17 protein-coding genes are annotated in these 15,211 nt (G+C 42.9%); all 17 read right to left on the bottom strand.

The window, feature by feature from the left end; all coding sequences use genetic code 11:
* Window positions 1-6 precede the first annotated feature (6 nt).
* The gene (locus tag PW220_RS02215) at window positions 7-4,242 is read right to left on the bottom strand and encodes a gp58-like family protein (RefSeq protein WP_412766258.1); all 4,236 of its coding nucleotides are present in this window, start codon (window positions 4,240-4,242) and stop codon (window positions 7-9) included.
* 31 nt (window positions 4,243-4,273) lie between these two features.
* On the bottom strand, window positions 4,274-4,624 hold the full coding sequence (locus PW220_RS02210; RefSeq protein WP_248043860.1) for a DUF6711 family protein: 351 nt from the start codon (window positions 4,622-4,624) through the stop codon (window positions 4,274-4,276).
* Window positions 4,625-4,633: 9 nt separating this feature from the next.
* Window positions 4,634-7,792, bottom strand: a complete 3,159-nt coding sequence (locus tag PW220_RS02205; RefSeq protein ID WP_248055890.1) for a hypothetical protein — start codon at window positions 7,790-7,792, stop codon at window positions 4,634-4,636.
* An 18-nt stretch (window positions 7,793-7,810) separates the two neighbouring features.
* Entirely contained in the window at window positions 7,811-8,098 is a 288-nt protein-coding gene (locus PW220_RS02200; protein WP_225624613.1) for a hypothetical protein, read from the bottom strand.
* 98 nt (window positions 8,099-8,196) lie between these two features.
* A complete protein-coding gene (locus tag PW220_RS02195; protein WP_248055891.1) occupies window positions 8,197-8,571 on the bottom strand; it encodes a DUF6096 family protein in 375 nt (124 codons plus the stop codon).
* Between the two features lie 10 nt (window positions 8,572-8,581).
* Entirely contained in the window at window positions 8,582-8,998 is a 417-nt protein-coding gene (locus tag PW220_RS02190) for a phage tail tube protein (protein WP_222366095.1), read from the bottom strand.
* Window positions 8,999-9,001: 3 nt separating this feature from the next.
* Window positions 9,002-9,370, bottom strand: coding sequence for a hypothetical protein (locus tag PW220_RS02185; RefSeq protein WP_002936856.1), 369 nt, complete (start codon window positions 9,368-9,370; stop codon window positions 9,002-9,004).
* Window positions 9,367-9,879: an HK97-gp10 family putative phage morphogenesis protein gene (locus tag PW220_RS02180; RefSeq protein ID WP_248055892.1), complete on the bottom strand. Its 513-nt coding sequence runs from the start codon at window positions 9,877-9,879 to the stop codon at window positions 9,367-9,369. The genes PW220_RS02185 and PW220_RS02180 overlap by 4 nt, the downstream gene beginning before the upstream one ends.
* A 267-nt stretch (window positions 9,880-10,146) precedes the next feature.
* Complete coding sequence (locus tag PW220_RS02175) at window positions 10,147-10,476, bottom strand: phage head-tail connector protein (RefSeq protein WP_248055894.1); 330 nt, start codon at window positions 10,474-10,476, stop codon at window positions 10,147-10,149.
* A 9-nt stretch (window positions 10,477-10,485) separates the two neighbouring features.
* Window positions 10,486-10,674 carry a hypothetical protein gene (locus PW220_RS02170; protein ID WP_024390560.1) on the bottom strand — a complete coding sequence of 63 codons (189 nt, stop codon included), beginning with the start codon at window positions 10,672-10,674 and terminating at the stop codon, window positions 10,486-10,488.
* Complete coding sequence (locus PW220_RS02165; protein WP_079269425.1) at window positions 10,664-10,822, bottom strand: Rho termination factor N-terminal domain-containing protein; 159 nt, start codon at window positions 10,820-10,822, stop codon at window positions 10,664-10,666. Before PW220_RS02165 ends, PW220_RS02170 begins: the two co-directional genes overlap by 11 nt.
* Complete coding sequence (locus PW220_RS02160) at window positions 10,822-11,670, bottom strand: N4-gp56 family major capsid protein (RefSeq protein WP_004195070.1); 849 nt, start codon at window positions 11,668-11,670, stop codon at window positions 10,822-10,824. The genes PW220_RS02165 and PW220_RS02160 overlap by 1 nt, the downstream gene beginning before the upstream one ends.
* Before the next feature lie 6 nt (window positions 11,671-11,676).
* Window positions 11,677-12,258, bottom strand: coding sequence for a DUF4355 domain-containing protein (locus PW220_RS02155; RefSeq protein ID WP_248055896.1), 582 nt, complete (start codon window positions 12,256-12,258; stop codon window positions 11,677-11,679).
* A gap of 156 nt (window positions 12,259-12,414) precedes the next feature.
* Window positions 12,415-12,657, bottom strand: a complete 243-nt coding sequence (locus tag PW220_RS02150) for a hypothetical protein (protein WP_172050229.1) — start codon at window positions 12,655-12,657, stop codon at window positions 12,415-12,417.
* A 64-nt stretch (window positions 12,658-12,721) separates the two neighbouring features.
* Window positions 12,722-12,901, bottom strand: coding sequence for a hypothetical protein (locus tag PW220_RS02145; protein WP_024398001.1), 180 nt, complete (start codon window positions 12,899-12,901; stop codon window positions 12,722-12,724).
* The gene (locus PW220_RS02140; protein ID WP_248055897.1) at window positions 12,892-14,148 is read right to left on the bottom strand and encodes a minor capsid protein; all 1,257 of its coding nucleotides are present in this window, start codon (window positions 14,146-14,148) and stop codon (window positions 12,892-12,894) included. The genes PW220_RS02145 and PW220_RS02140 overlap by 10 nt, the downstream gene beginning before the upstream one ends.
* The gene (locus tag PW220_RS02135) at window positions 14,037-15,044 is read right to left on the bottom strand and encodes a recombinase RecT (protein ID WP_248055898.1); all 1,008 of its coding nucleotides are present in this window, start codon (window positions 15,042-15,044) and stop codon (window positions 14,037-14,039) included. Before PW220_RS02135 ends, PW220_RS02140 begins: the two co-directional genes overlap by 112 nt.
* Window positions 15,045-15,211 lie beyond the last annotated feature (167 nt).

Here is a 15,211-nt window from a genome sequence, read left to right as displayed (position 1 = left end):
CTTCTCCTATTGAATTTTGTTGAATGTGCTCGAAAGTTTACTCTGTATAAGTGTGTACGTTGTCTGAGTCATACCACCATATGCAATTTGTTGGAAACATGCTCGGACAGCATCTAAAAATTCTTTTAAGCTGACAGCGTTCTGGCCAACATAATAATCAAATGCATAGACATTTTTCCATCTGTTACCTAATCGACCAAGGTTAAGCATGCCGGATGATTGTGGGAAGATAGCCTCTCGGTTTTTAAATTCAAACCCATCAAATTGAGTACCACCGCCATCCACTACAAATTCATCGGCACAAACATATACTTTGTCAATAAGGCTGAGCACACCGCCAGCCCGCGATTGAATTTGGATACCTGTAAAATCAGCAGTACCGATGGACTCGTCATTTGCCTTACGGTTTGCGCCTATCGTTGTTTGAGTTCCTAATAAGTACGATTTAAATTTGATAAATTGTGACTGACCGTTTGTCACACGACGAATGGCGGATGCATCACTATTGAATTCGATGGATGGACTGCCATCATTAAACGTTAATTTACCCGTAAGCAAATCTAATGTAGTGCGTTCGTTAAACGCTTTTAAAATACCACTCTCTATCTGCGTAGCAGATAAGGTTACAGCTTGGATACTTTTTACAACAGCATCTTTTGCAAAGAAATCTTTCACAAGAAGCCTGTTCGCTGCTAATGCATCAAAAAATGCTTGGTCGACTTTTAATTTTGCGGCGGTAATACTCTTTGCGTCCAATCGTTCTGCACTAATATAGCCGCTAGTAATCTTGCCAGCGTCTAGGCTTGCGATTTTGGCATCTGTAATTGCGGCGTCATCAATCAATGTCTGGCCAGTGATATGAGTCAATCGTCCATCGATCCTGTTGGTACCATCAGCAAGCAGATTGAACTGGTTGAGCATTGTACCTGCACTGGTTAGATTTTGTACAGCCCAGGAACCAGCTAGTTGAGTCATTCTTGTAGCGAGAGCTTGCGACCCAGAGTTTGATATATCTAAAATATCAAATGATTGAACGTACCATGTTAATGGTCTTGTTGCACTTGGTTGTGGACCGCTGACAAAGATAAACGCTAACGGAGATGCGCCGAAATTAGGACCAAGTTTATAGTAACCTACATACCTTTCCCATTTTCCAGTACCAATGTTTGGAGTTAACCACTTCTTCTCACCGCCAATCCCTAGATAGTTGCTAGCAAGGTCCAGCCTGTAACCAACAGGTAACATAGCAACAAAGTCAACCGCGTACTCGGTGTTGGCCCTGTACGACCATGATACGCTATAGAATCCGCCTAAGTCAGGGCTAGCAGCGCCAGTATGTGTAATCATGAGCCTATGCGGTTTCCCGTTCGGCTGACTTGACCCTACATTTGATTGCTTAGTTACTACAACAGCACCATTCCCGGCATTGTTGTACACAATGATTCCATTTGTATCTGAATCAAATGTAGGATTTGTCGTAATGCTTAAACCATCTACAACTCTTGATAGTAATTCGGCATTTGAATTCACTTTACCAACTTCTGTCTGAAACAAGCTGTCAGCCATAACCATGCGTGCCACTTTTTCTTTGACCATATCCTCAGTAGACCCGATAATACGCTCATAGAGCTGCGAAGTCGTCTGAACACGTTGGAAATCGCTCTGGTTCGCCTTACCATTTACTTGAGTTTGTAGGTTCACGAACTGACCATCAACTGTGTTCTTGTATTCAGCGATTTTGGTATCTGCGTAAGATTGTAGGCTATCGAACCGCTGGGTCACACCTCTGGCATTTTCCTCGAAGGTGGACTTAGCCACATAATTTTCTGATATTGTGGTGCGTTCAGCAGTTATCTGCTTGGCAGTTTCGGTACGACTAGCCGTCAGATATTGACTAGCTCGTGTACCTTCTTCATTTTTGTAGGTTTCCAGGCTCTCCAGCCTTGTCTTGATTGTATCAGCCGTCTGCTGAGCGTAGGTCTTAGCTTCGACTGCCTTGCCATCGACCAGTTGGATTTGCCGGGATAGTTCCGCACTGGATTCCTCGGCAGTGCGCTTATATGTTGCGATTTCGGAGCGGAGGTCTTCTTCAGCAGCAGTCCAGTCAGTAGCAACTGTGCCTAATTCAACTTTGATATTTCTAAGCTTAACTCCAGTTTTAGATGGAGCATAAATTTCTAACTTATTTGAGTTAGTTGAGGAGATATACGTAGTTCGAGTGGTGGGGTTAACGGTAACTTTGAATTTCTTCCAAGCATTCGTAGCCGTTCCAATAGTGTATGCGTTGAAATAAAAATACTGAGGATTTCCATTTGTATTGTAAACCTGTAAAATAGTGTCACCGTTTGGAGAAATAGCTTCGAATGAGATTGTAAATGTTTTCTCATTAGCTTCTGGCAGAGGATAGGTCAACTTATTGTAGAATTGAATAAAACTACCGACACTCTGGTAAGCAGGCAATGCTATTTCCTCGTTAAATTCATATCCTCTAAAATAGTTTCGTCCCCCAACCTGCAAACTCTCGAACCGCTCTGTCACACCATCTATACCGCTTTGCAAGTCAGCAGTCTTACGACTGATACTATCAATCTGCCCTATCTGACTATTTACGGTCTGAGTCAGGTTCTCATATTGGGTTCTCGTTTGACTTAGGCTATCTTCAACCGTCCGCGTCCTATTGGTCACGCTAGCAATGTTTTGAGTAGCCTCATTCATGGTGCGCGACAGCTCTGAGACTGTTGACCTCGTCCCATCTGCCATATTTTCAACTGTGGTCACACGATTGCTCAAATCCGTCTGAGCCTGCGCCTGTGCCAATAATGTCCTAGCTTGCGACGCAACATCCGTCCGAAGTGTGTCTACAGACTGCTCCATCTGATTGACTTTTGTAGTTGACTGATTGACCAAATTTGTCAGTGCAGCCCTGGTTTGCTCAATATTCGCTTGTGCGCTTTCTGCAATTGTTTTTGCCGCATTAGCTAAATCCGTTGAAGCGCCAGCTTTACGCAAACTCTCCTCGATTTGCCTATCCTGCTCTTGTTGGTTGGCCTGGAATTGCCTATCCAACTCCTCTACACGGCCAGCAATTTCTTGCTTGATAGTATCCGCATAGGCTTCCGCTTCTGCTTTTGATTTTTCAATGCCGTCGTCAAGTTCCTTTTTGTATTCTTCCGTTTTTCGGTCAAATTCCGCATTGGCATACTCCAACTGTTGCTGTATTTCAGCATCGATTTGGGTAGACATCTGCTCAATTTGCTTGGTCAAAAAACCTTTGTAGCTATACTGAGTGTCATTCCCAGCCTTACTGTCTGCGCTAATCTTAGACTTAAGACCGCCCTTGAAACTGAAAGATTGACTCAGAACAAGGACTTTGTAGGTCTCGTTTTTGTTTGTCTTGAGCGTTACCCATTGACCGACATCTAGCTTCAAATGCCCTTGCCAATCAAGCGAAAACGGGTAATACTTGATGTCTTTCAGCTCATAATACAATTCATCCAGTAGATTCTGGTTCATGAAGCTATTTTCAAGCTCCAATGAACGTCCAGTTCGTAAACCTACTGTCAGCGTTTCCTTGTCTTTCTTACAAGTAATACCAGCAATCTGATATTGGATTTCACTCTTGGTCAATCCATGCAAAAAGTAATTATCAGCAGTAACAGTGATTCTTGATTCTGTCAGGCCACGGACTTCAAGCTTCCCTTTGCGGTTGAAAAAAGCAGAAAAGCCAAGTAACTGAATCGCTTGGCTTAACACTTCTCGAAAAGTAATGTCTTTTTTATCTGCTTTCGCTTCGATGTGTCTCTGGATAGCTTTAAGACCTAGATTATCCGTCTCTAGCTCTATTCCTGTCTTTACACAAATCTCACGAATAACATCCCGAATCTGCGCAGGATAAGTCAAATCAGAAATATAGGGCTGATTCAGCTTGAACATGCCGTCCATCAAGTCCAATTCCGTGGTATTCCTGTTGCGGTCAATGCTGATGTCATTGACAAAATACTCACCCATGGCGACCCATTCATAACTATCGCCTACCAAGAGCCCAATTTCTGGATAAATCTTATCCAACTTGTTAAAAGTAGTAATGATAGATGTAAATATCAACTTCGCTGAGCCAGCAACGGTTCCACCTGGCTTAAACGTGTCACCACTGATATAGCCATAATTGAAACTCGCTTCTTTGATGTCGCTAGATGTATAGGCGCCTGCACGAATAGCAAACACCCTATCTTTAGCTAACATGGCTTGATTAAATGTTACCGTACCAACCACCTTACCTCTCTATTAAACTAAATTTTAAACCGCTCCAGGGTTTGAATTTTTCAGTAAATGAATACGCAGGCGCAGTCCTATCACCAACATAAAATGTTTTGGACGTCTGCCCAAGTATAGGGTCTGGGTAAGACACTTCAAAAAATACAGGCTGAACAGCGTTTTGAATCTGTGCCATCTCAGCCTGTGTCAACATCCCCCAGTCACATTCCAATTTGCGCTTGGTTGTAATTCTGTCCCTGACCATGTCGCCATTAGCGTTTCGCCCGGTTTCTCCGTCTACATCATTGACAGAAACTTGAAAAGTTTTAGGAGGTACAACTGTAACTCCATTGATAATCAATTGACTCATGTTTACCTCCTAAATGTTTAACAGCAATTCGCCAGCTTGTGCTTGCGCTTTATTTATCTCATCAATCGCAAAACGTCCGAATTCTCGGCTGCCGATATTGATGACGATATCCCCGCCAGGCAAACTGGATGATTGCGGTAGACCTCCGCCTAAAGCGTTAACGACTGCACCCCCGACAACACGGCCCATGGTTTGTAAGAAGCCTGTATTTTCCAATGGCATAACCACCTCTTTACCTGCTTCACCAATCATGGCAACCGTTGGGCTATCCACGATGCCACCACGGGCAAGACGAGGAAGAGAAACCGTTCCGATTCTGCCAAGTCTAACACCAGGGACTTTGTTGATCAAGCCGATGACGCCATTTATCATCCCTATAAAACCATTGACAGCATTCTCGATAGTTGCGAAAACACCATTCATAGCATAGCGGAAGGCTCCCGAAACAGCAGTAGCTACCGCACCACCGATGTTGCTGAACCAACTTACAATATTATCGTAGATGCCACGGAAGAAACCTACCACATTGCTAAATGCATTTGTAATGCCGTTCCAAGCCTCGGAAAACTTTTGGCCAAACCAGTTACCGACGTTGGAGAAGATGTTTTCCACCTCTTTCCATCTTGCTGTAAACCATTGGCCTATACCTTGGAAGATACGTACAATAGCATCCCATCCAGCCTGTAAAATGGCAACAATGGTATCCCAAACACCTTTCAAAAAGGAAACTATTGCATCCCAAACAAACATGAAAATAGAAGACAACATTTCCCAGATTCCTTTAGCAATCTGAACAATTCCATTCCAAGCTTTTTCCCAATCACCAGTGAATACACCGACCAGGAACTCGATGATTCCGCCAAGGATTTTCAAAACAGCTCCCAAAACATCGAAAACCACAGTCCAGGCTTGGACAAACCAGTCAGCTAATGTCTGGAATGTCGGGACAAGGACAGGCAAAATGTTCGCAGCTATCCAATCGAATAGCGGTACTAAGATAGCTTCCCATACCAGTTTTAGAACATCCACAATCTGACCGAATGCATATAAAAAGTTATCAACAAATGGTTGGATATGATTGTCAAATAATCCAGCAAACTTCTCTCCGATACCATCTACCACCGGTTGAACATCATTGTTCCAGCTATCTAGTAAGGTTCCGAATAGAGTGTTAAAGCCTTCATTGAATGAATCAAAGAACGGTTTTACATGCTCATCGTAGGTCTGGTTTAATTCTTCAAACGTATTTTTGAATAGGTTTTTGATAGATTCGAAAGTAGGCTCAAAGGCAGAAAGCAATCCATTTAAAGCGGTAGTTATTTTATCTTGGTTATCAACTAGCGCTTGTTCTATACCGCTTAGTATATCGCGCCCTAATTTCAAACCAAGTTCAACAATCCCCATTGTCCCATAGGTTATCGCTGAAAGAATATCTGCACCGATATTTGTCGCAGCTGCACTTGTAAATACGTCATAAAACGTTTGACCGAGCATTTGAGCGATATTTCCAATGCTTGCGACTGCATCGCCTGCTATATCGAACTGACGTATCAGCCAACCTTTTATATCCAGTTTGGTGTCGTTTAGTGATTTATTTAAACTCTCTGCAATAAAAACAGCAATGCCCATAATGATATTAGCCACAGCGCCCGCTGTTTGACCTAAAGCAAATGCCAATTTCTCACCGAATCTTGCGGCTGCTTGTAAAACGGTTCCGTCTGCAAAAATATCTTTTAGAGATTGCCAGATACCGATCAAAGCATTTTTGAAGCGGTCAAGACTATCAGCTCTGAACGACATGTTAAAGCCGTCTTTAAAGAGATTGGATAATTTAGACAAATAATCAAAAAGAGGTTTTAACACTTTGTCCCACCCATCAAAAATACTTTTGAATTGGGTGTCCATGTCTTCAAGAGCGATTTCAGGCAAGATATCAGCAGGACCTCCGCCACCTTTACCACCTTTTCCGCCTCTTCCTCCGCCTCCGCCGCCACCAGGGCTTCCAGAGCCAGAACCAGAACCATCCGAACCATCGTCTTTGTTTAGATTCAGAGTAGTAATTTCATCAAAACCAGCTAAGCCCATCAGCTCTTTTGCTGCCTTCTTAGCTGATTTGGCAGTATCGTCTAGATTGCCTGCGGTGCCTCCGGAAGCATCATCGACACCACCCATTGCGTCACCCAAATCACCAACGGCGTCGTTGGCTTTTTGCGCTCCTTGGGCGACATTGCCCAAAGCACTGCCGTTTTTCACCTTAGCCTTTTTGTTGAACATCAAACCAATAAACTCAGCGAGCTTGGCAGTGACGTTTTTCAGAACCATGGCAAAGGAATTAAGTACAGGCATCATAGCGTTGATAATCGGCAACATAGCATTACCGATGTTTAATGCTGCATCACTCAATAACGATTTAAACAAGCTAATACGCCCATTCACAGTCTGCTGAAGAGTATCGCCGTACTTGGCTGTCGCTTGCTCCAAAATCGCCATCAAGCGGATTTGTTGCTGGGTGTTGTAGTCTAATTGTTGCCAAGACTGTCCATTCGCAAAACGTTTGAATGCGTTTGTGGACTCAATCATAGCAACACCTACATTTATTCCGAGGTCTTCAATCGCTTCTGTATTCCCCAACAAACCCGAACGAATACGCTCCATAACATCGGTCATGGTCCGTCCGCTACCTTGCGCAATCACAGCGGATGTCTGTAACATCTTACCTGTATAAGCGCTCAGCTTGTTAGAATCCTTGATAAAGTTGGAAAACAGGTTGGAATAGACCGCTCCATACTTAGTAGCTTCACCGACGCTCATGTTCATAGCGTTGGCGTTGTTATCAATCCATTTTAAAAATGCTTGGGAACTTTCGCCCATCTGTCGTTTGATTTGATTGACTGAAGCACTGACTTCAAGAGCCATCTGGGTAGAATACATGCCTAGCTGGACCATTTTTTGTCCTAGATAAGCCAAAGCAGCGATTTTCCCTAGACCAGCTAAAGCCGAAGCGATACCGTTCGCCTGCTTAGTAACGCCTGCTCTCAGCCCCTTTGTGCTGTTCTCAATTTTGTTTTGAGTCTGTTTCATTTGAGATTCTAACTGCTTCATCTTCTTCTGAAACGGTGCTATCTCACCTTCAACAATAACTCTCAACTCTTCTAATGTAACAGCCATAGTTCCCTCCTTCCCTTCTTATTCGGAAGTTGTAAACCTTCCTTTCATTCTCTCTGCGTAAGCTCTCATCTGCTCCTGATGGATTTTCAAATCACGCTCAATGCGAGCTTGTTCAATCTGCGCCCTATCCTCTTCAAATAAAGTAGGATAGAACTCCCAAATGTCTGGCGCCTCACCTTTTTCCTGAAACATCAGAGAAACAAAGCGAGCTATCATCTGCGATTGAATAAAGTGATGAGAAGCTATTTCCTTCTGCTTCTGGAATTGTTGCCTGTTGTAACTCTCAACCAACTCTTTCAATTCCAAAAGAGTGTATTCCCAAAAAGAAAACGGGTCTATCCCTGCATCTAATGCCGTTGGATAAAACCCGCTAATCAATTCTGCGACCGAACAAGGACCAGAACCTACTCGACTACTGTCAACGTCGGCTCTTCCTTCTCCTTGTTCCGAGGAATAAAACCCGATACTTCAAACAATGGTACGATGATATCGGTCATCAATTCAGTTTGTCCATAGCCTTCGTCAATGTAATCATCGAACAAGTCATAGACATCATCCAATTTGATGCCATGATGGAACTTCTGCAAAGCACCTTGAACAACCAACAACATGACCTTCAAAGGTGGTAGATTGAACTGTTCGCCTGGTTTGGGCATGAAAATCTTGAGCAAATTAACACCCAATTTTTCTTCAACCTCACAGGCTTGGCGAGTGCTAAGACGCAATTTATAGTCTGTTCCCTTGACGGTCCAAGTGATATATGGTTTACGTGTTGACATTTATACCTCCTTAAAGTGCTACTGGGTCAGTGAATTCCAAATCTGACTGCAGAGCCAATTTCAGTGTAAATTCAATGGCAGAGTTGACACCGCCGCCACCTAGTTTGACCGCAATCTGAGCTGAGAAACGAACAGTAGTCCCGTCTGGGTACTCTTGTTCAAAGTGACGGATAGCTTTTGAATCAGACAACTTGCGCAAAGTGCGGTAGCTAGAAGTTGTTTTGGAGTTTTCATACTTGAATTTGTATTCCAACTCACCAGCGTCACCGATACCAAATTCGTACTGCTTAATGGTATCTGCAAGGGTGGTATTCTCGACTTTTTCAGGGTCAATACCAAGTTCTGGTACTTCTTTCAATCCTTCAAGAACTGTATAGCCAGACCCCTTGGTCTCGCTCATTTTCAATTTAATTCCGTTTGCTAACATGTTTTATCCTTCCATTCTGTATTGGTAAACGATTCGGGAATTTAAGTCTAAAATCCCTTCAAATCGCATAACTTTGTGTCGTAAGTGCGTTGGGTCGGGTGTATCCACGCTGGATGTACGTTTTAGCCCGAGAGATGCAAAAATCGCATCAATCGCTACGGCTAATTCCGAGGTACTATCATTGTGGAAAATATCGACCTTATACCGCAAATAGGACATCTGTTCTGTATCATCTGTAATCTCGTAAGGCTTGTTTTCCTCTTCCAAGTAGATGATAACCGGGAAATTCTCCCAATCTTGCGGGTAAGTATCTGTCACATTATCCGCAACTTCTTTTAATTTCTTGTAAATAATAGGCTTAATATTTATCATTTGCTGACCTCTTCAATTAACTTACGTTTGACAAATCTATTGATGTTCTTCGTGACTCGCTCTTCATTATCCTTGAGAGCTGGATAGAGATAAGGTTGGGCAACTTGACCAAACATCTTGTAAAACTCACCAATCTTTTGAAAACGATAAGGGCCAACATCAATCTGAGACTCATGGACGTACCAAGGCGTACTGCGATAAGATACGCTGACATTTGGCGAAATACCTGCGTGGTTTGCAGCACCTTTGGGACCTGTACCAAATTCAACAAATCCGCCATGGTCTGATGTGCTGACCACTTCAGCTCTCGGATTCCCAGACTTAGACATCCGAACTTCAATACCTATTCGCAAATCACCATTGTTTGCAGGGGCCCGCAAAATTGCATCCGCTTGGACAACATTCTTGGCAGTGTTGTGTACAGCTTTCGCCATGATTTCGGTCTGCTGCTGTCCTGATAATCGTCTAAATTTTGCAATTAGCTTGTCAGCACCTATCAATCGCGACATTGTTCTAACTCCAAGACTTGATGGTTTGTATATCGTTTTATAGATATGACTTTATGGGTTACTTTATCGCTATCGATGCAAAAACCATCGCCTTCATCAATAAGAGTCTCACGGTCTACCAAGCAATTCAAAATATAGGCCAATCTCTGACCGTATATCTCAGCTTGTAAACGACCACTAGCAGGCCATATCTCAGCCCGTATCTCAGTAGCAACATCGCTATAAGTAGCTTTCTTGATACCCTCATCACTCGTCACTATGACAGCTTTACGGATCATATATGGTTTCAGTCGGTTTCGCTTCAAACGCACGACCTGCCACCCTTGCGAGTCTATGGCTCCGAATACCATTCAAAATAGTATCTGACAGCCCGTCTTTATAAGACACAGACACGCCCCCTTCACTTCGTGATGTTTCGCCCTCGCTACCTTGACGGTTGTACAACTCAAGCGCAACTTCCAATTGCATTCCTTCAAGCGCTGGCGTAAGCTGACTTCGATTCGTCTCAGTCAAAATGATATTTTTCGCCCTCAAAAGCAAAGACGAGAGGATTTTATAATCACTCTCGCCTGTCAATATTTTCAAATCTTCTAGCATATCCGCCCCCTATTTTGCAGGAGCTTCTGCTCCTTTGGTCTTGATTTCTTCAATGTAATCAGCCAAATTCACATCTTGCAATTTAGCGTTTTTCTTCATCTGCTCATGACGTTCCTTGGTTAGTTCGATGATATCGTTAACACGATGAACAAAACCAAGCTCATCATCTGTAAACTCTTTTAATACCTTAAAGCGCATTTAGGGCCTCCATCAATTCATCTTTGGTCATTGTGGAATAACCTTCAACGTGTTTCTCTTTAGCCAAGGCTTTCAGCTCTTTGGTTGTCAAGTCGGCTAAATTTGTGTTTTGTTTATCCTCCGAATGACGGCGCAATAACATCCCCATTACGAATTCCCTCCGAATTTCACGACTTTAGTGTCGTCGTACAGATAAACACCGTAGTACTCATCTCCTGAATATACTGTTGTTTTCTTCAAGATGTCGCGGTCACTTTCGATTTGCACGTTTCGCTTAAGGTTGATTACAAAAGCTCCATATTTTGCATCATCGTCCATATCCGTTTGGAGCGGAGATACTTTAACAAGGAAGCCTTTCCCTTCTTCAACCTTATTAGTGCGGACAATTTGTACTCCTGAAACTTCGCCAAATGTGCCAGACACAACGACATCTGCACCAATCTCAGAACCTTTTAACCATGTCTTGCCTGCATCTGCACGCAACTTGATTGCATCTTTAGGGTTGACAAGAGCAACATAGCGACAATCCTCTTCGTCTGAAAAAATTGTCAATGCTTTATCGATAGCGTCTACTGTTGTAGGTGCTTCTGCAATGTATTGTGTTGCTGTTTTGGCGACTGCAACCAAGTCGTTATCTACCTTGTTTGCGATTGCAAGAGCGATTTGGTTTGCACCTTCGCTATACACATCGCCATGGCCTACCAATGCTGCCTTATCTGTAATTTCAATAGCTTTACCGGCTTGCTTGATGGTCATTGTGGTCTTATCTGTGCCAAGTTGGTCGATTGGAATAGCCTGACCCTCTGTGATTTCGGTAGCATCGCCAGAATACGTCCATTTAGGTACTGTCAAAGTATCCCCTGGAACACCCACCAATGCTGTTTCTACATATGCAAGTGGTGTAAATTTAATAAGTTTAGGCAGCTTATAAGATACCATATCTGCCATAACTTCGGGGTTAATCATCTGTGTGGTTGTTGTCATTCCTGTTGCCATATTTTATTATCCTCGTAACTTTCTATATAGTTCTGGGTCACGTTCAAAAAGTTCATTTCGACTCCGTACTCCCATGCGATTGAATTGTTCTTTGGTGATTTCGCCAGATTCCACTGGTGCTTTTTTCATCGGTGCACTTCCTTTGGTCTTGTCAGCAACACCTTTCAAGACCGCTGCTTCCCAAGTCTTTTGAATAGCATCGATGGAATCGCGTACACTGTCAGCGTCTGCGAGATTAACCACGTCTACTAGCTCGATTGGTAAGCCACGTTCGCTTAAAATCGTCTTAGCTTCAGCGGTTAGCTCTCGGCGTGTGATTTCTGCTTCACGGTCAGCAAGGTCCTGTTCACGCTTATCAAGCTGGTACTTCTGCTTGTCTTCGGCGTTCATCTTGGCTAATTTCTTAGCTTCTGATTCAGCTTTTTCCTGTTCTGCCTTCCATTTAGCGAATTTCTTGTCGATGATAGCATCAACATCGGCATCAGTGTACTTCTTTTCGTCTTTTGGGTCTGTTGTGACTTGTTCAGGTTCAGCTGCTACCTGTTTGTCATCTTCGACCGCTTCGACTGTTTGTGTTTCTTTGTTCATTGCGAACCTCCTATTTTTAAAGTCGTCCCCGACTGTTTTTCCATAGCTTTTACCGTCTTCAATGCTTGGACCAAAAGAAAACCGCATCGAATTCGACACGGTTAAGTTATGTGATTAGTGCAGTCTTTCCTGCTGTCAAGATGAGTGGCCACCTCCTTACCGCTTCCAAAACGGTTTCTTAATATTACTATTGGCCACTTGCTTCTCGATTTTGTCAAACCTTGAATTAGTAGCCTGGGCGTTACGTTCGATAATGGAACGTAGTTCAGTGATTTCTTTTGCCTGCTCAACAATCTTGTCATTCTGCTCAGTCACAGCTGACATAAGCACATGCTCACGAGCTAAACACTCAGCTAACTTAATTTCGAACCAGCGTTTCTTCTTGATACGTTTGCTCATAGCGACCTCCTTTCTGTTTTTCTGCAACAAAAAAGCACTTAGATTTCTCTAGGCGCTTGATTGTTTAGTAAGCAAAGTTTAGTTTTGATTTTATATCTTGGTAAAGTTTTAAGATTTCAGGAGGAGTATCTTCACGGAAGATAAACTGCTTCTTTCCTGAAATAGTTTTATCGCCAACGATCCAGTGACGGATTTGTTTTGTAAAAATCAAAACTTCTTTGCTAGGCATAGCCATTACTTCCATGATAGTACCTCCTTAACTTTATTTAACAGATTTGGGTCTGCAACTTTATCCCCCAATACCCCAACTTCAGCAACCAACTCATTGATGTTATCGTTGTAAAATGCAATAGCTGCATTATCGCTGATGTTATAAAGATAATTGTAGTCATGCTTCAATTGTTCTTTGACATACGACACCAAAGGGGAATTTAATTCAGACATTGCTCGTTCAACACTATTATAACGCTTTTTGTGCGCTTTGTAAAATGCTTTAGCAGAGTCCCAGTGCTTTTTGTGTGTCAACTCATGAATCATCGTGCCTTTAATGTTTTGAGCGGCAAAATAATTATCAGATAAGACTTTAGCAAATTCCTTTTCCGAATGAAGTGTATCGCTCACAAACAAAATATCTTGCTTGTAATCATAGCCTGCAAAACCGGGTAACCTTGACTTTTTAAGAAAAACAACGGTTGGTATCGTATAATCCTTTAACTCCTGAAGATTGGACTGAACATTGAAAACAGTATCCCTGATTTTCTTTGTGTTGTCTTGTGCCCAGAAATCAAAATCAGTACCATTCAATTTCTTTGTTTTTACTCTAATGTCGTCCCCTACCGTGAAAGAACGTTGCTTAGCCATCAAGTCCAATGTAAACATATCCTGATTATACAACTTTTGCGAACCGTCTTCAACCAAATCGGTAGTTTTATCCACATATTTCTCATACCAGTCTTTATACGTCATATTGGCAGGTACTTGAATAGTCTTGCCTGTCACTGGGTCTCTGGCGCTTCTGGTCGCTTTAGCTAACCATTCATCATCATCTAGCGCTATAGTGACCGTCCTACACCAAGGATGTAAAGGCGGGTAGTTCTTCCCTTTAACTCTTTCGCTGACCAAGTAGACTTCTCCATCATGCTCCCTGCAGACGCTAGATGTCCTTAAGTCCAACACAGCCACAAGTCTATAACGCTCAACTTCCGCTTCTTCATACGCCAGAGCTTCCATCTCAGCATGGAAATGACTGGCCTCTGTCCGCACCAACCTGCGTGAGTTGTAACTACCTTTTCCGAATTGGGCGTTGATGACCTCGGCCGTCTCATGGGCTGACCGACCTGTTAGCAGACTGACTGCTAATTGCTTTTGTAGTTCATTCGCTAAGGCTTGAGTATTGCCCCAAATCCTTTCAGAGTAGTTCGCCCCCAGCCATGGAGTTTGCTGGATAGCTCTGATTTCCTCTGGGTCAATCCTGTTAAATGCGAACGCCACACCAGACTGCTGCTGCAAATCAAAAATCGAATGGTAGTAAGCATCTGGAATGAACTCATCATAGAAGGTTCTAGAAGCCTCATTGCGTTAGGGTCTTCATACTTCAAGTCCAGCTCTCCATTATCTTTCAGCTCGCTTGGTTCATCCAAGATTTCACCTGTTTCAATATCTACATTCATCAAATCATCAAGCAACTGTTGGTCTGTATTGACCGGTTCAGCAGTCTTGATGTCTCGTGGCGCATTGTCATTCTCACTTTCATCACTCTGCATTCCTGTTTGCATCTCCACCGACAAGGGACCATAGATGCTCAAGATGTGTTTCAACACCGTCTTGCGAGCCATGGCGTCAAAATCTGTTTTCCAAGGTCCGTTGCCGAAAGTTTTAGAAAACTTCTTGCCATGCGCCTCGACTTCTGCTTTCGTCCAATAAGTCAACTTTCTAAAACCATTTAGTAAGCTGAAGCTCGCAAAATACCCGATAACCTCATCTTGTGGTTGAGTAAAGTCAAGAGTCAGCTCTTCAAACAATGGGTCATAAGATACAAGTTGGCTCTTGTATACCGGTCCTGCATTGATACTCTTGTATTTGCCACTGCGTTGCGCCAATTCAATCAAACCTTTATAACCCAATTGGAATTGCACCTGCCCTTTATACGGAACTAGGTATGCACGACCTAAACTTGGTTCAATCGGCAAATTTAATACCGCTGCTTTCATAGCTGATGTCATGATCGATTCGTTTGATGCAGATTTTAGCGATGAATTGCCTTGGATAACAGACAAGATACTTGTTGCGAATTGCACCCCTGCACCTTTCCAAACGTCATCAAATGATTTTTGAACGTTTGGGGCATTAAAAAAGTTTTTGTGTGTTACTACTTGATTTGTTGTCATATTATTCCTCCGTGTTGATGTCAGCGTAATGTTTGACTAATTCAATCATTTTTTGTCTTTCTTTCACTGCTTATAGCCCATCAACAAATTATCTATCCATTCGTCATAGGCGCTATCTTCGTCTTCGTCTACCTCCCAGATGCTAACTGGTGGGTCTGGTGGTGTGC

This window comes from Streptococcus sp. 29892, assembly GCF_032594935.1.
Taxonomy (GTDB): domain Bacteria; phylum Bacillota; class Bacilli; order Lactobacillales; family Streptococcaceae; genus Streptococcus; species Streptococcus hyiners.
Note: the sequence above shows the minus strand (reverse complement) of the source record. Positions and strands in the feature narration are given on the sequence as shown.